This window comes from Rubripirellula amarantea (assembly GCF_007859865.1).
In the GTDB taxonomy this organism is placed as follows: Bacteria; Planctomycetota; Planctomycetia; order Pirellulales; family Pirellulaceae; genus Rubripirellula; species Rubripirellula amarantea.
Genome location: NZ_SJPI01000001.1, coordinates 3,321,355 through 3,339,021, shown reverse-complemented (window position 1 = coordinate 3,339,021; position 17,667 = coordinate 3,321,355). Strand labels below are relative to the sequence as shown.

Sequence of the window (17,667 nt, the reverse complement as noted above, 5' to 3'; positions counted from 1 at the left end):
GCTCAGTGTGGTGCTCGTTGCAGCTCGGTGCGGTTGAGTTCAACCCTTCGCAGTGCATTTTGGCTCGGCGCAAATAACGTCGTTCACCGCTGACCAAGAACTGTCACCGCTCAGGGCGATCATGATTTGCGACCGCAGTGGATCTAGGTCAGGTTCAACGAATCAAACCAGCCAAGATTGTTAGCAATAGACACTCCGATGACAGGTACCGACTCAACGTCGTGTCAGCACCGGGTGACGATCCATGCACGAACGTCGATCGGTTGGGCGACCATCAGATGCGGTGACCCTTGAAGTGAAAATCCCAACGGTGCAACCATGGTATTCACACTTTCCACGCACACCGCGGGCGCCAGTGTCCAAGGCGGATGGTCAATTTCTCCGCGATAGATCGTCCCTTCTCGGTTTGCGCTATAGAGACAGTAGCGGGAGGTTAGCCAATGTTCCAACGATCCTTGTCTGGCCTCGAAAAAATCACCCTCGCGACCGTACGTTGCCTCATATTCAACCGACGGTTCGTTGCGATGAGTTCGCGAGCTTCGGTACGTCACGCTTTCTTCCTTGTCATGCGAAATCGACATCTCGGCGTCCATGTAAGGAAGATTAAAAGTTGCTCGTGCGATTCGAACGGCCAGCTTGCTTTCCGCATCAAGAGAAAAGAACCACACGCCGGGTTTACCGTTAACGATCACGTAGGTCCTCACATTCAGTTCAAGAAAGCGACTGAGCTTCGGGATGGGTGGACAACATCTTGGCGCAACGTCCGACATTAGAAACGGAACGATGCCAATCCAGGCCATCCCATCTCGCGTATCCAGCGACACACCGGCCGGCAGCAATTTGCGGACCGAGCTAACCTCAACTGGCCAATGGGCGAACAGCAAGTGAGACCACCTCATCCGCATCACCCACGGATGCTTTGGCAATGGCCAAGTTCGATCGGTCCGCTCAGTCATAAAGATCCTTCTTCTCGGCGCCCAGCTAATTGGTAGTGACTCTCCCTGCGTCAACAAAGATCATGGTCAACGTTGCGGAGGAGCGGGGCGGCTGCGGTACGATTCGCTGCGAGTCTTTCCCGAAGGATCGCGATAAGTGAAGTCAACGCTGCCGCCTTCTTGAACCTGATACGTCACCGAACCCTTCTTACCGTCGACAACGTAATCAAGGTGATAGTGATCACCATGATGAGTGAAGTCGGTTATGGTCGCACCCGGTAGCGGACTTTGCGCCGGTCGAACCGGTGAGTCCTTAGGTTGCGGTTCGATTTGGCCGCCGCGAACCGATACTTCACCCCGCATGCCACCGTTGATGTATGGGTACGTCTTGGTGGCGTGGTAGTGGTAGTGACCTTCTTGATCAACGTGGCCGTTGAACTCATCGAGCGCCTTGACCGGACTGCCATCTGGTTCGGTGTATCCATATATCGGATATCCGTCGAGCGCATACGCGATTGGCTTTCCCTTACCTACCGTGTCTTCCAAGTGCACCGGCGCGATGTGATAGTGATAATCATCCCCTCGACCGCAATGGCCACCCCATTGGTCCAATTCGCCTGCGAGATACGCGTCCTCGCCCCGATTGTTCAAAGCGTTGAAGATCGGGACACCATTGACAGCCAAAGCGATTGCACCACGAAAAAGATTGTCCTTTGCTGATACGGGTTGCTTCGCAGGTGTCGGCGCGAGAGGAATCGGCCAAGCATTGGATCCCGTGAACGGCTGAGGCAATGGAACTTGTTGCTGCCACGCACGAATGCCGACCATCATGCCATGTTCAGGCAAGCCGTCGGACTCCACATAGAAATATTGTCCATCACTTCGCGTCGAAGCCTCAGGCGAGTAGGCCCTAAAGGCTGCTTCGACTTCACTTTGACGTGATGTCATAGCGCCGTCCTTCGACTGCTTGGTCGAGAAATCGTTATCGGATGACGATGGCGGCGCTTCAATCACTACCCGAAATAAAATGGTGTTGTCCTTCTTAAGATCGTCGCTCCAGATCAGTTTTGCATTGCGATTCCACGCAACTCGGTCGTAACCATCCTTAGGGCTGACTTGATCTGACGTAAACTCCTTCGCTCGTGACCAATCGCTCACGGAGAAGTCAGCCGACTTCCAATCTTGTGGTTCGTCCACCTCGGTGTACTCACAAGGCGGTTGGCCCGCGATAGGCGATGACTCTTCGGCGCACGATTCATCCAACGGGCCGCGATGCAAAACCAAGCACCGCCAATTAGCATTCGTCGCGGCAATCAACTTACCGGAAGTCGCATCGGTAAATTGAGCAATGAAACCGCCGTCGCCCAACTGCTGCTTTCGCGTGCCGATGTACTCCAGCCCTGTTTCGTTCTCCTTGAAATCTTTAACCACGAAGTTTAAGACGATGGGGTAGTCGGCTTTGAACGAAAAACTTTCGGCGTTAAAGGATCGCTCCGTGGTGATGCTGACCGAATCTTCGATTAGTAGTTTTTCGCCAAGGTAACACGCAAACCAATTATCAGCCCAAACATCGGCATGAATCGTGACTGAGCCTTCGGTGCCCGCAACTTGCGCGCGAACAGGTGGACCGGGCCTTTGACACCCCGCCACAAGGACTACAGCGGTGAACAATAGCGATATGACGCGACGACATTCTGGGAGTGGATTGAGAGTATTCATTTCCTCAGTCTAACGCTTTTGTAATATTTGAATATGTAAACGCAAACGCTTCGTTGAATGGGCCAAAATCACTGTGCATCGATTGAGTCGCACTTAACTTGTTGAAATGATATCTGTGAACAGAACGCTTCCAACTCGTTCCCCTATGATAGATGTGTCGTTCGACATTGCTAAACGAGGGTACTGCTGTGATTCGATATGGTTGCTTATTGTTGCTCGCCGTGACCGTGGCTTCTAACGTTGATGCTCAAGAGCGAGTTTTTGAAGGTCCGTGGAACAATCGTCGGACGGGAGCTAGCGGCACCATGACCTGCAACGCTACCGAAGTGAATCAAGGCCAATGGACGGCAATCTTCCGCGGCGTGTTCCAGGGCAAACCATTTGAATACAAAATAGACTTTCAATCCAAAGCATCGGGCTCGGGAAGCATCCTTGCCGGCACCACTTCGATCGACGGAAAACGATACGAGTGGAATGGAACGTTGCAGGCGAGCCAGTTGCGAGGACGTTACCAAGCCACCAATGGATGGAACGGTGAATTCACTCTGAACGAAACCGCCGCCAGCCGTCGAAATGTTCCGATGTCCGTAGAACCGGAATCGATCGAAGAGGTTGAGATTAAGCCGGTGATCCAAGACGGCGATCATCTTTTGTTCATTGGCAACAGCTACATGGCGAATGAAGGTGGCGTTTACAACTACCTGCAAGCGGCCCTGAAGAAGCGTGGCATCGACATCACGCATCAAAGCGAGATTGCGTACGGCAAACCGCTTAGCGAAATGGTTACTCGCGAAGTGGGAACGGCCATGATGGATCCCAAGGTCGATGTGGTTGTCATCACCAGCGGCGACTTAAAGTCGATGCAGCAGTTTGCGACCAAGCTAAAGGACAGTGGCAAAAAGCTGGTCGTTTTCATGACCTGGGAGGGCAAGCACCCCGGCAACCAATCTAGTAAAACGCAATACACATCGGCCACACGAAAAGCCGTCCGACAAATGCGTGAACTGGAGAAACAAACCGGTGCCACCATTATTCCGTCGGCCGTCCTCTATCATGATTTGACCATGAATCCGCCCGACGGGATGCCGCGAATTGACTACCTTTGGAAACAGCGAAACATCCATCAAAACGCGCTGGGCACGATGGCAAACGCGTTGTTGATGACGGCGATGTTGACCGGCGAATCTCCGGCGGGGCTGAACTTTGACTTCCCGCCTCACATCGTCGGACAGAACATTCCTGATGAACCTGATCTACGATTCACCCGCGACCTTCGCGAAACCCTTCAGTACCGTGCATGGTCCGTTGCCCACGACTGGACAAAAGGACGAAGTCATCTCGAAGCCCCGAAGTGATGAAGCCCCCAAGTGATCTGGACTCGCACGACCCAATGATAAACCGAGTCCAACGGTGAAACGCCATACAGATTGTTAGGTAAACTTCCCCACTCGCGTTTTGCGTTTTGGTTTTGCTCGAATCAACGCTTCAAGCTGAACCCATCATGGCGTCGACGCCAAATGGTAAACACGAAACCGATGGCCAGACAAAATAGCGACGAGGGTTCCGGAACAGCGACCGCATTCAAACGTACATTGTCAAAATCGACCTCTAAGTTTGCATCCGGAAAACTCGCGTCGAGCTGATTCAGGTTCACCAACCGTATTCCCAAGGCTTGGCCGAGTTGTGCATGGGTATCTCCGGTAGTGAATGATAAAACGCTGGTCCCAAACTCGCCTTCGGCGATCGCGCCACTCAACGAGTTGTCATCAGAATGCAGGACCACACCTCCTGCCAACAAATCCACTCGATAGCCGGGAAAGCCGTCCAGATCAAAGAAAGTGTTGTTTTGCGCCGTGCCCGAAGCAATATTTCCGATGTCAACCATCAACGAGTAATCGGTATGCGCCTGCAGGGTCGCAGTTAAGGTTTGCTGCATCCCATATTCGCCCTGACCGTCGGTGCCCGCAAAGTTAAAGGCAATCCCAACGCGTTGTCCTTCAGCGGCACCGCTTATGAAGTTGGTGGGTGGATCAGGTGTCAACGTTCCGATGTAGTAATTGGGGCCTGCACCACTTCCGGCGACGCTATTGGGATCGTAGAGCTGCCAACCGTTCAGAGGGCCAAACGTGAACTCGTTGAATACCGATTCATCACTGATGTCTTCAAATCCAGGGTTAATAACGGATATCAATTCCGCCGACGATCGAGCCGCAAGCAGATGCAGGTGAACAACAATTAAAGTGCACACGACACAGAATCGCTTCATGGAACTATCCGTTAGTGAAGTAGTGGTTGAACGACCAGACGATTCCGTCGCCGGTTAAGTTTGATTGAGTTAGTGACCAGCAATCGAAGTAGCGTTAGGCAGCGTGGCACTGTTTCCGCGAGAAAAAGCAGCGCCATTGTGCAACCAAACACAGCTCAGTGAAGCTCGGCGAGCATTCTAAACCAGTATTGATGGTCTGCGAAAAACACAATCCGGCAATAACCTTGACAATGCATCATAGCTAATCGCACTCGGTAACGACGCACAAACGACGTGCGAACGACTCACTTTGAGTCAGCCGTTCTAGTAGGATATCTGGACGTACGATCCATGCGTGGGTTCCTATTGGCTGAAATCGTCCTAATCCATCGTTCTCAAAATCACCCCGATTATGCACTATCGACCGTTCGCTGCTCTGTTCCTGCTGGCCTTCGCAACCACCGTGATGGCGCAATCCAATGAACTGAAACAGCTCAAGAATTCACGCCCCAACATTATTATTGTGCTAGTGGACGACATGGGTTATTCGGACCTGGGGTGTTACGGCAGCGAAATTGAAACGCCCAACATTGATTCCCTCGCCAGTGGCGGGATGAGATTCATGCAGTTCTACAACCAAGGACGCTGCTGCCCGACGAGAGCAAGCCTGATCACCGGCCTGCAGCCACACCAAGTTGGCATCGGCCATATGACCTATCCTCCTGAACAACCACTCGGCTTCGAAGGTCCCTATCAAGGCTACCTCAATGACAACTGTACGACGTTAGCATCGGTACTAAAGTCAGCGGGTTACCAGACGTTGATGTCAGGCAAATGGCACTTGGGAATCGATCGCGAAGAATGTTGGCCGCTGCAACGAGGCTTCGATAAGTTTTATGGTTGTCTCAGTGGCGCGATCAATTACTTCAAGCCAGGCGGCAATCGTGGCCTGACCGAAGGAAACGATCCCGTCCCCGTGCCCGAAGGATTTTATGCAACCGACACGTTCACCGACAAAGCAATTGAGTACATCGATGGTGCCGCGCAGCAAGACGACAAGCCATTCTTTTTGTACTTAGCCTATAACGCCCCTCACTGGCCACTCAATGCGAAGTGGGAAGACTACCAAAAGTACCGCGGCAAATACAAAGACGGTTGGCGAGCACTGATTCAAGCTCGTACTGAACGTCAACGGGAGTTGGGACTTCTTGATGGCGTGAAGGAAGTTTCCAAGCACAACGGCCCCGATTGGAATACGCTAAGCGAATCTGAACGCGATCAGCAGGATGCGATCATGGCGGCCTACGCTGGGTGCGTCGATTCGATCGATCAAAACATCGGCAAGCTTGTCGATCACCTCAAGGCCACCAAACAATACGAAAACACGGCTATCTTCTTTCTGTCGGACAACGGAGCCTGCCAAGAAGGCGGTCGCTTAGGCCAAGGCGACGAAGCGATGGTCAAAAATCCTCCGTTGGAAACAACCGATGGGGTCCGAATTGGGATGCAGTGGGCGCGTGCCTGCAATACGCCATACCGAAAGTACAAACACTTCGTTCACGAGGGTGGCGCATGCACTCCCATGATCGCACATTGGCCCTCTGGTATCGCTCAATCCCAACAAGGCAAGCTAGTTCATCAACGGGCCTATTTGCAGGATTTCATGACCACCGTTATCGATCTGTCGGGTGGCTCCTATCCCAAAGACGTCCCGCCGTGTAAAGGAGTTTCCATCTTGCCACTGCTGGCGGGTTCTGAAGATAACGTCCATACCGAGCCGATGTTCTGGGAACACGAAGGCAACGCGGCCGCCCGAATCGGCCAATGGAAACTGGTGCGTGAATACGAGAAGCCTTGGGAACTGTACGACATTGCCGTTGACCGTACCGAGTCCAACGACTTGGCCACCCAACAGACCGAAGTGCGTGACGATTTGATCCGGCAATGGGAAGCATGGGCTACAGAAACCGGAGTCGCGTTCCCCCAACGCTTCAACATGTATGAGTTTCTCAGCCAGCAAAGCAAAACCAAACAGCACTAACGTTTCACGGTGACAAATGCGATCGAGATTGCGAACGCTGCCAACACGCTTAGCAACAGTACCGGCTGCCAAAAACGCAAATCAAACTGTGATTGAAACTTTAAGTCCAATTCCAACGGAACATTTTCAGCTACCTGAACCGATCGGGTGAAGGTATACACCGAACCCTCTTCGGGTAGGTTGATGATAATGGCCTGAGGAGCGAGTTCGGTCGTTCGTTGATGCTGGACTAAGCGGCATGCAATCTGTTCCAGATTGGCGTTGTCCTCGATGGTGTTCCCACGCAGTAACTCGCCGAGTTGCCCCGGTTGATAATTCAGTTGGTCTTGTTGAAGGATAGGATTCTCAATCGCCGCTTCCCGAAGCTGCTGGACGCCGTCCGCTTCTAACGACGCGTCCTCGTTATCAAGGGACAAGCGTTGACGGCGAGTGTTAAGACCCACGATGGCTTGCTGGGTTTGCAGATTCTCCAATTGCACTCGAGCGTCTTCGTTTGACGCGGCGTCTAACGCATATTGGTTGGCCACACTGTTCAGCGCCCAACGAGCCTTCGTCTGTTCTCCCGCTTGAAGCAACTGATTCGCTTGCTGAAGTAGTTCTGCTGCCTGGCGAGCCTGAACTTCCCGCTTACCGGTCACCTTGGACAAGTACGAACTGCGATCGTAGCGGGCTTGGTTGGTGTGCTGTGTCAGCTCAAGATCCCCATCGCTGCTGAGCAATTCCATTCCCTTCGGTGCGATCACATGCCACTGAATGTTCTCGAGCGGTACATTGAGTTGGGGGCTCGTCAAATTTAGCTTGCTCAAGCGATCCCCTTTGACCGAATACACAAATCGTACTTGAGCCGACCGATCGTCGATTCCCGGCAGGATGTAAAACTGCCAAGCATTTGTTCCACTACCTTGGCGAATGGAATTCACGCTTTCACCGTTAACGAAAATGCTAAACACTTCGCCGCCCGATGGGAGCGTTACGCTTAGACTGCTGCGCTGAATGACGTCGATCGACACATCAACGGCTGTCAATTGATCGCCCGATGGGGAAAGCACGGTCGTTAACGTTCCCTTTTTGACCCGAAGCTTCAGAGCATCAGCAAGCGAATGACGCTTGGATCGAATGGTCAGGTCAGTGGTGGGAGCAACGGCGCGAAACGTGAACACGGGAGCGTTTCGATTTTCTGCTTCCCGCAGTTGCGCTGGCACCATCGTCCAATCAACACGTTGCCATCCGGCAGGAAGCTCTTCGTGTTCAAGCTCAAGGCGACCACCGGCGCGGACGGCAGCGTAATACGAAAGTTGCCGAGCCTGCGGGAACTGTACGGGCAAGAACGACTCGCGTTCATCGTCACGCTCGCCACGTCGTTCAAACTCAATTCGAAAATTGATCTTGCCAACGACTCGCCGTTTGAACTGAATTTCCCAAACATTTGAATTTGGTGAGGTGCGAACAAAATCACTGACGGTGCTACCACTAGCACGCAGCGTTTTGACCTCATCTTCGTCGGTAACCGGCATCACGACCTGCAGCGTTCGGATGGACGCATTTTCTACATTGAAGTCCGCGATCAGATCGGTTCGCGTTTGACCTTCTCGCAGCGTGACCTCGTGCAACACCTGCCCCGTTACCCATGGTGCAAGCTTTTCTACGCCAAGCACTAAGTCCCAATCTTTCTGCAACAGCCGAAATGCTAACGAGCCTTGCCCTTGACCACCGATCGCTCGCGGATCCGTTTCCGAAACGTTTCTTCGCGACACCGTTCGCAAACGAATACCGGTAGTGGGGCGAACAACCAATTCGCCAGTCTCTCGCGTGGCTTCGTTTAGTCGAAACCGAGGCACTTGCCATTGGTCAGCACTCTCGTCGGTGCCTAAACTCGCTGGACCAGAAAGCGACAACACAAAGTCCTGCGAGCCAATCGTTTTCCCATTCAGATGCATTACGATTCGCCGCTCGCTTGCAGCAGCTTGCCCGCCATCGGCACCCAGTTCGACTTCGTCGCTAAGCTCGGACCAATGATGAAGCGATGGCCCCGTTAGTGATTCGATCTCAAGACCGCTAGGAAGTGGAAAGCTAAGTTGGAACAACCCGGCGCGTGTAATTTCGACGTTAAAGTTTACCCCTAAGACAATCCGTTCATCACCAAGTGAAAGCACCTGCTTCGTGGTAACTCGAACTTCCGGGTCAACTGGCGCGACTCGAAGGGCAAGCGAACCACCATCGGCTCCGTACCGATAAACGCGGTGCAGCACGAACTGTTTACCGGGAACAAGACTGGCGTCGAAGTCTCCCAAATTGACCGACGACAATCCCTCGGGCTCCATCTTCTCTGGCTGTGCATCGGGGCCGAATGCGATGGCGACGAGCCCCACTTCACCATCAGCCGCAGCCACCTTCAAGGGTGCCAAATCAACACTGGCGGGCAAAGGCGCGAGAGATCGTTGCGTCTCGACCAACACGTCGAAGGATGTTGATTGAGCAGGCTGAACTTCCAAACGCAACCGTCCACTGTCTGCATCAAACTGCCACGATCCAACAGGCCCGCTCACCGCACTCACCGTCAAACCCTCGGGCACCGAGATATCGAGTTCACTCACTTGTCCCTGTGATGTTCGCACGTGCAAACGATGTCGTCCGTCAACGACGCCAGGACTTGGCAAGTATAGGTTCGAGCCTTCGACAAAGAACTGAGTTTCCTCCGTCGTCACGTCTCGTGCTTTCGGCTTTAAGAACAGTGTTGCGGGTTCAGGACCGAGTAAGACCTTGGCCTTCGTCGCATCCTTCGCATCTAACGATTCAACCCGAGCCGCGGCGGGACTCACCACAACCCAACCCATTTCATCGTATGTCAATTCAATCTCTTGAACCGCAGCCGTTCCGGTGAGCACAGCGATGCCTTCGATGGGTGAAATCTCTTCGACTTGGTAGCTGAACGACGCCTCGTGTTCAAGCAGTTTGGCATCCTCGTCGGTTGGAACATCCGCCTTGGGAATACTGATGACATAAGCTAAGCCAGCGTTTGGCAAATCCATCTTGCTAAGTCGCAGACCTTCGCTGTCGAAATCGGTGAGCACCGCCGGTGATTGCAACAGAACAAAACGATCTCCCGGTCGCCCCAAAACTTTGATCACACCACTCGCACGAAGACGGTTCGCTTCATTACTCGCATCCCAAGTTTGATGCAGGGAGTCAGCCGCGAGGAAACCATCGGGAACCTCAGCTAAAGATGTACTGGGTAGTGCCAGTGATAACACAAACCAAGCCACGACCGGCGCCAACGGGCTGAATACGTCGCTGGGTAGCGAACCATCCGAATCATCGGAGTTGCTGGAAACGCCATCGCCGGGAACCTGAGTTGATCGCATCCACTGAACTGATGGTGGAAGCAACAGGAAGACAAAAATTGCGAGGGCGAGCAAACCGAAGAACCATGGTGCGGCCCCGCCTTGCATCAGAACCCCCAATCCAATCATCAGCAGACCCGAACCTAGACACAGCGACCTCGACTTCGCTGACATTTGCTTCGCTGACCCGATGGCCGCCGCAAAACCGGCAAGCAAAAGGATTAGCCCGAACCAGGAAACGTTGGCTCGCCACGATGGCGTATTGGCAACATGTAATTCAATGATTTCACCCGCAGAAAGAACAGGCAAGCTTAGCTGCAATGGTTGAGCCATTCCGAGATGCGCAAACGCTACCGAGGCTGCAAATACAGACACCAAACATCCCACCGCAAGACTTATCAGCCCCAGTGCTTTCAAGCGGCGCGATTGATGACAAATTGCCAGCCCCAAGAACGTAAAGACGCTAATTAGAACCAACATGACCAGCCCACGATTCGCTATCCAAACAAACCCTGTTGGGCGCAGCACGGGAACGGGCGGCGTAACGGTGCCTCCGTTGGGAACAAGAACATAGTTTTCGTCTCCTTTGACACTCCACTGAGTCTTCAATACCGGTGCGTTAACAGTGGGAAGTGCCAAGACAGGGTTTGATTCGATGACAGCCGGTTTGCCTAATCGCAAACGCACTTCCATCGGAACGTTCGGATCGACGCCACCAGGTAGCGGAATCAAGGTCGCATCATTCGATTGACGTGCCGTAACTGGATCGCCATTGACGGAAACTTCCCATAACCGGACCGGCGCAGGAGGCAGTTTCAACTTCAAGGCTCGTTGTCCGCGAGACTTCACGAAGTAAGTCACATCAGTCACCCATTCGCCATCTCGCGACACTCGACTGTTGGCTTCGGAAAACTCTACCACCTGAGTCACCATCGTTCCTGGTTGGAACCACCTTACGTTTAGCGCCAGATCAAATGGACGCTTGGTATATTGCCAAGTCCCCAGTGGAGGCGCGGAACTCAACAAGCGAAACTCAGCGGGCAACTCTAACGGGTCCAGCTTGAGGAGTTCATCCGACACCGATTCCGTCTCAATCTGCACCTGCATGGGACTGACAATCTGCACAAAACCGCGTTCACCCTGCACTCCGATAGGCGACACTTGCCCAGCATGGAACGTCCCACCGTTCTCGTTTGGCTTCTCTTCAAACGTAATCAGTAATGTGTACGCTCCCATTACTGGTTGATGAAGCGAAACAACCAGTGTGTCTCCGTCACGCCGCCAAGTGCGAACGTCCTGGCCGTCGACCATTACGTTGCCCACTGACTGCGGTACGTTGACCGTCCACTGCGAAACGGGTGATCCGGTCACGAAGAAATTGATCAGCGAACTGCCATAGATCGTTTCGTCACTCAACGAGTAAAGATGAAACACGTCGGACTGGATACTCCCTTGCAGTCGTTCAATCACCATCGTCGCCGACCAATCCGGTTGGCGAATACGGAACGCCTGCTGCAGATGGGCGACGCGTTTCGGAAAGTAAGACAACGGTTTGTCCACCAACAAATCGGTTTGCCCCGCCGCGATGCGCAAACCCGGTGCACCGATGATTCCGATGTCACCGCGCACTGCTTTGGCACCCGGAAATTCGATGCGCGGCAAAATCCACTCACCTTCCGCCGCAGCATCGTTCTTTTCCAGTTGAAAGAGAATCAATTGCCGACCGAAAACGTCTTGGTTGAAGACGACTTTCAGGTTGCGTTGTTCATCTTCAACATCACTCGCAACGATGTAATCCGCGACGCCAGCCCCCGTTACTGAAACCACGGAGTAATCCGCAGGGACTCCGAAGTCCCATTCCCGAATGGGTGCTTCGCGAATATCTAATTCAACGTCCGCTTTGATGGCACGATCCGTTTCAGCGAGTTCGTACAGCACGATCTCTGAAACATGAACTTCCGGCTGAATCCGATCCGCAGCAACCGTGAATTCATGAGTCGCCGCTGGAAACCGATAGACAAAAACTTGCCGAGCCTCGATGGCGTCGCCAGGGAATTGATCGGGCGACAACTGCGTGAGTCCGCTCAACGCGGTTGGTTCCAAGCGGACGGACCCCGAGTTTGACAAACGCAGAAATCCAGAATGTCGAATCGTACCGGTTGGACTCAATCGAAGCCCTTCAACACGGACAGGAAATGCTCCCATCACGGTTTGGCTCTTTACGATGATCGAAGCGTCGCTGGTGATCGCTTGACTCAGGGTAACATCGAGCGATCGTTCATCGCCTCCACCTTCGACTTTCCATCCGACAATGTTCTTCCCTTGCACATCAAGAATCTCGCCGGGACCCTGCAATTGGATGTTGATCGACTGCAATTCGCCCTGCAGAACCTGATAGCCAACTTCGTGATTTTGGCGCAACAAACCCGTACCGACGAAGGTTTCGACTTTGCCCGTGGTGGTGAAGAACAACTTGCCTTCACCGCCCTTCCTTGCCGGAGTCCACTGCAATTTTGCTTGCCCCGTTGCCGGTAAAAAACCGAGCCAATCCTTTCCGTCGCGAACCGGGACCACCGAACTGTGTTCACTCGTGAAAGCCAATTGTGAATCGAGTCCCTGCAACGTGAACGGAACCACTCCGACCGCTGGAACGGTGAAGTCCATGCTCTTAGCATGGTCCGCGTGCGACGCAAAAGGGACCACGAATTCAAACTCGATCTCAAACACGCCCGTGTCCGCAAAAACGAGCTGATAGACCGGTGGACTACTGGTCGCTTGTAAACGCAACCGAAAATCGTCCCCGCTTGGAAACTGACTCACAGCAGCATTGCCTGACAATACATCGAGAACAGCGTTTCGGTCGGCGACATGGGCTGTGCTACGGAAAGTGACGGCAATGGATTTTCCATTGGGGTGCACCGTCCCTTCCAACTTGGTGCCCAATAGTTCAACGGGACTTGGTGATGTGCCATCACGATCAATTGCAATGATAAGTTTGCCACCGCTGGCGGTACGAAGAATGTCCGTGCCATCACGAGAGCCCAAAGTCTCGAATTCGTCAATCTCTGCGACTCTCCCTTGCACCCCTGATTCGTACTGAAGGGTAATGCTTGATTCGAAACCGACGCTGTCCCCTGGGGTCAGATGAAGAACATTGACCTGCGTTGGCAGTGACCACTTCGCCGACTGGGTTCTTAGCGTCGCGGTCAGCTCAGTTGTCGTTTCGTCGACTCGCAGATCTAAAAATCGGTGCTCACCCTCGTTGCGAAGGGACCAAGAACGAATACCGTCACCGGTGACCTCCGTAACATCGCCATCGCCATTGATTCCAAGACTAAGCGTTTTTGTCTTGCCCTGGATTACTTTCATCCTGAGTTCAATCACCTGCTGGATTTGCTCGGTTCCTATGCAAACGATGGCCTTTGAGGATGCAGTGTAGATACCCTTCGGCTGTGGAATCGTGCCACGTGCCTCGACGATGATGGTGCCGGTCCCGTCTTCGCCAATCGAGCTGGTCATGGTTGCACTATCTGAACCAACCCGTGCCCCATCATCGGCCGAGCAAGTCCACCCCAGACACACCAAGGCAAGACAACAAAAGCTGGTCGTGGCAGATCTCACCGCCGCCCGCCAACCCATTACACGACCGCGGGCTCGTAGCTCGAAAGGCAAAATGCGAAACATAGTTTTGGTCCCAGTTGTCGAGAGAAGATATTCCTACATGCGTGACCTCACCTCACATCCTGCCCGGTGCCGCGAAATCATTTGTCAAATCGTTTTCAAATCAATGCAAAGAAAATGCAAAACCGCTCAACGATAAACCGCTCGATGCAAGCTTTAGTTTCCGCTGATTTCCTGAGCTTGTTCCAGCATCCGCACCAGTTGCCCCACGCGTGCGGAGCGCGACGCTTGCTCGGATAGCCCGGTAACCAATTCAGAAAGAGTTTTCAGTTGGACTGATTCGCCGACGGGATCACCACTTAGTTTCGCCGCAAACAGTGACGCAGCGATGGCAATCCGAAGTGAAGCCGACGCTTGGTCAGGTCGCGGTGCGTTGGGTTGATACGGTATCGGCCAGCGGTTCTCGACCATTTCGCCCGACGAAAGGTCTAAGAAGCGAACGGAAACCGAACCGACATCGCCCTCGCCATCGGGTTTTGGTTCAAACTGATACATCGCGACCCCAGATTCTGCTGCAGCCATTTCGGCTGCATCCACTTGATCGTTGCGAAAGTCTTCGTGGTTGAGACGATGTTTGTCGAACCCAAGTAGCTTGTACTTCCCGACTCGTTTCGGATTGAACTCCATTTGAATCTTTACGTTCTTAGCCGACGGACGCAGTGATCCGGCAAGCTGGTTTGCGAATCCTTCATTTACCGATTCAATCGAATCAAGCAGGTAGTAGCGACCATCGCCCTGACGCGAAAGCGCTTCTAGGATCTCATCGTTGAGTCCCTCGGCGCAAATACCGGCCACATCAAGAGCGACACCGGATTGACGAATCATCGTCACCATCTCGGACAAGCGATTGGGATCGGCATCGCCCAAATTTACCGCTCCGTCCGTGAGCAATACGATTCGGTTCTGGGCTTTGTCGAGGAACTGATCTTGAGACTTTTCATACGCGAGCTGCAAGGCGGCTTCGACGTTTGTTCCTCCTTCGCTAGGAAGCCCATCGATAAGTTCCACCAGTTCGCCCGCGCGAGATCCGCTGTACTTGTCCGCCATCAATCGTGGAATGCGAGCAAAGCTGATCAGTGTGATTTGATCACTAGGCGTGAGTTGGTCCGCCAGCGCAGCGAACGCCCGACGCAAAGTCTTTTGGCGATCTGAACGTTCCATCGATCCCGAATTGTCTAGCAACAGTGTCAAACGAAGTGGTGTTTGGCTCGCTCGTCCCGCCGCCGCCGTTCGCATCGCTATCCTCAACATGTTTCGCTGTTGCAAGAACGGATGACTGGCTTGCTCTACGCGGCACGCTACCTTTTGATGGTCACTTGGATGGTCGCCGGGCAGTGGGTCACCGTAATCAAACGCGTTGATAAACTCTTCGATGCGAATCTTGCTCGGTTCTGGCCATTGGCCACTGGCGAGTGACGCCTGAGCGAGCTTGAACGACACGTCGCTGACGTGAAGCGAGAATGTCGAGAAGGCGTCGGTGCCAGCGTCGCTTTCCTGAGCTTCACGTAAGAGCGTGCGTTTTTTCGCAGGGTCCTTTGCAGCGATGTTTAGCATGCTTCCGGCGGGCGCAGCCTCAGCCGACAATCCCCGTGCCCGATTGGCTTTCTCTATCGAGAATTCAGGATGTTCTCCCGCCACTCGTTCCGCCAGCTCTCTTCCCCACCTCGCCAACGAATCGCTTTCAGTGAGGGATTCCTCTAACAGCAGTGATTGCCTCGAATCATCTTTAGTTGAAGCCGCCCTATGCCGAAACGCCTCGATGAAGTCTCGTGAACCCGAATCGGACTCGGTATTTCCAGATCGTTGCAAACGTGATTCAGACGTTTCATTTCGACTGATACTCAATCGCTTCGATAAAATTGGACGCTGCGATCCGAGTTTCATCTCGGTCCCACCATTGATCGCAATTGAGTCCGAAACAGGATTATCTGCTAACGCTTCGCCCAACTTATCTGCGGCGTCCGAACTGTTTATATCGACACCGAAATAGGCCGATGGGATATCCCCAAACATCGCAGCATCACCAGGTCCCATCACATTACCGTCCGAATCGAAATCGCGTCCGCCAACTTGGTTTTGGAATCCGAATGCTTCAACCTGACCTGCGATGCCCGCTCCCGATTGACCGTTCTGGTCAGCGATGTCCATCAATTGCACAGCCGGCTTCTGAACTTCGGGTGTCACGGGCACTGCGGCATATGGCGTGAACGGAGCCCGACCATTCGAATTGGCATCCGCCTCGAGTGGTCCACCCGCTGCAGCACCCGATGCGATACGCCCAATCCGCTGCGGTTCAATATCGTAATGCCGACTCGCTTGGATATCCGCCACGGACTTGCCTGCCTGCTCACGTACTATGCGAGCGCCCGATTCCCTTTGAAATTGCAATTTTGATTCCATTGTTCCCTCGGACGCAGCGTCCTGAACTTGATAACGATCCGTCGCTGGTTGATTGATTCGCTGTTGGATTATCTCTACGGCTGGAAGCGTTTCGTTTTCGATAGACCGCAAGGTCGCCCGCACCTCTTTCCGTCGTCCGTCGTCGAAACGTCGCAGTTCCTCGATCTTGAAAGTCATGGACGAATTTGGATCTAGCTTCTCGTCGTCGGATAAAATTCCGTCGAGCTCAAATGCGCGTTCGAATCCTTTCGCTTGATTTTCACCTCGAGAAGCCTCACGTGCGGAATGGACTGAAGGAAAGCTCAACCCCAACACCACCATTGCCAAACAGGCGGCCGTCACCAAAGCCGCAACAACCTTCCGCCTGCTCCAACGCACTTCGGCATCAGATGCGACACGAGGATCAACCTCTTCGCACGGCTCGCCGTTGAACGTTGCGATCACCTGCTTACGCCTGTGCTCAGGCAGCTTCCAATCATCGCCCGCGATCGCATCGTCCCTTTGTACGCCCCGGAGCAAGTCATGCACTCGCGCCATCTCATCTCGAAAGGTGGCCAACTCGGGTCGTTGTTCGATCATCTGATTCAACTGTGATGCTTCGAAGTCAGAAGCCTCACCCAAAACTAACGCGACAATGCGAGCTTCGAGTTCAGAATCAATTCCGTCGTTGTTCAGTTCGTTGTTCATGACTTTTCGTCGATTCCGAGTGACGTCAGCTTCCCGGCTAGCTGTTTCAAAATGTGATGCAATCGATAACCGACGTTGCCGACACTCATGCCGGTTTGATCGCTTATCTCGCTGTACTTGCAATCGTCGAAGTACTTCAGCGTTACCAATCGTTGATCGGATTCACTTAGCTGGCCTAGTAATTCACGTAACTTGACTGTTGCTTCCACGCGAAGCAGTACTTGCTGGGGTGATTCACTAGCCGCCGTCGTGGTCGGTTGTGATTCGTCATTGGACGTTAGCACTTCCCGACGATGATCGCGGACAAAGCTGAACGCCTTGTTTCGAACGCTGCGCGTCAACCAGGACTTAGGCGATTCGACTTCGTCCCAGTTCTTATGCAGAAGCAAGAAGACTTCTTGAACGATCTCTTCCGCAACTGCGCGACGTCCGGTAATCGAAAACGCGTACCGTAAAAGCAACGATTCCTCGGATTCAAACAGTGCCAACAGAGCGGCACGCGGCTCACTCTCGGCGTTAGCTTGATAGACTCGGGGAGTCGTTTTCAACATGAAATCTGTTCGATAAGCAAGGCGATTCTGAATCTCGATCCTTCATCCTCTCATGAAAGGAGACTCG

8 protein-coding genes are annotated in these 17,667 nt (G+C 53.3%); 2 read left to right on the top strand and 6 right to left on the bottom strand.

From position 1 onward, the window contains the following. Positions 1 to 224 precede the first annotated feature (224 nt). Both Pla22_RS12260 and Pla22_RS25670 read right to left on the bottom strand, forming a co-directional pair. Entirely contained in the window at positions 225 to 956 is a 732-nt protein-coding gene (locus tag Pla22_RS12260; protein WP_146514869.1) for a YqjF family protein, read from the bottom strand. A gap of 66 nt (positions 957 to 1,022) precedes the next feature. Continuing rightward, positions 1,023 to 2,654, bottom strand: coding sequence for a YHYH protein (locus Pla22_RS25670; RefSeq protein WP_242631964.1), 1,632 nt, complete (start codon positions 2,652 to 2,654; stop codon positions 1,023 to 1,025). A gap of 188 nt (positions 2,655 to 2,842) precedes the next feature. Here Pla22_RS25670 and Pla22_RS12245 point away from each other — a divergent pair, with 188 nt between their 5' ends. Then, entirely contained in the window at positions 2,843 to 4,009 is a 1,167-nt protein-coding gene (locus tag Pla22_RS12245) for a hypothetical protein (protein WP_146514868.1), read from the top strand. A gap of 122 nt (positions 4,010 to 4,131) precedes the next feature. Here Pla22_RS12245 and Pla22_RS12240 read toward each other — a convergent pair whose 3' ends face one another. Then, a complete protein-coding gene (locus Pla22_RS12240) occupies positions 4,132 to 4,920 on the bottom strand; it encodes a PEP-CTERM sorting domain-containing protein (protein WP_146514867.1) in 789 nt (262 codons plus the stop codon). Positions 4,921 to 5,311: 391 nt separating this feature from the next. On the opposite strand from Pla22_RS12240, the gene Pla22_RS12235 reads away from it, so the two are divergent. Beyond that, complete coding sequence (locus Pla22_RS12235; RefSeq protein WP_146514866.1) at positions 5,312 to 6,940, top strand: arylsulfatase; 1,629 nt, start codon at positions 5,312 to 5,314, stop codon at positions 6,938 to 6,940. On the opposite strand, the gene Pla22_RS12230 is transcribed toward Pla22_RS12235, so the two are convergent. The 3 genes from Pla22_RS12230 to Pla22_RS12220 form a co-directional block, all read right to left on the bottom strand. Further along, complete coding sequence (locus tag Pla22_RS12230; RefSeq protein WP_146514865.1) at positions 6,937 to 13,800, bottom strand: hypothetical protein; 6,864 nt, start codon at positions 13,798 to 13,800, stop codon at positions 6,937 to 6,939. The two genes, Pla22_RS12235 and Pla22_RS12230, sit on opposite strands and share 4 nt — an antisense overlap. A 318-nt stretch (positions 13,801 to 14,118) precedes the next feature. Then, positions 14,119 to 17,049: a vWA domain-containing protein gene (locus Pla22_RS12225; RefSeq protein ID WP_146514864.1), complete on the bottom strand. Its 2,931-nt coding sequence runs from the start codon at positions 17,047 to 17,049 to the stop codon at positions 14,119 to 14,121. Further along, positions 17,046 to 17,600: an RNA polymerase sigma factor gene (locus Pla22_RS12220; RefSeq protein WP_165440618.1), complete on the bottom strand. Its 555-nt coding sequence runs from the start codon at positions 17,598 to 17,600 to the stop codon at positions 17,046 to 17,048. Before Pla22_RS12220 ends, Pla22_RS12225 begins: the two co-directional genes overlap by 4 nt. Between the last annotated feature and the right edge of the window lie 67 nt (positions 17,601 to 17,667).

Coding starts and splice junctions, on each gene's coding strand:
- Pla22_RS12230 (WP_146514865.1), bottom strand. CDS start 13,800: ATGACCAGCTCGATTGGCGAAGACGGGACCGGCACCATCATCGTCGAG.
- Pla22_RS12220 (WP_165440618.1), bottom strand. CDS start 17,600: ATGTTGAAAACGACTCCCCGAGTCTATCAAGCTAACGCCGAGAGTGAG.
- Pla22_RS12260 (WP_146514869.1), bottom strand. CDS start 956: ATGACTGAGCGGACCGATCGAACTTGGCCATTGCCAAAGCATCCGTGG.
- Pla22_RS25670 (WP_242631964.1), bottom strand. CDS start 2,654: ATGAATACTCTCAATCCACTCCCAGAATGTCGTCGCGTCATATCGCTA.
- Pla22_RS12240 (WP_146514867.1), bottom strand. CDS start 4,920: ATGAAGCGATTCTGTGTCGTGTGCACTTTAATTGTTGTTCACCTGCAT.
- Pla22_RS12225 (WP_146514864.1), bottom strand. CDS start 17,049: ATGAACAACGAACTGAACAACGACGGAATTGATTCTGAACTCGAAGCT.
- Pla22_RS12235 (WP_146514866.1), top strand. CDS start 5,312: ATGCACTATCGACCGTTCGCTGCTCTGTTCCTGCTGGCCTTCGCAACC.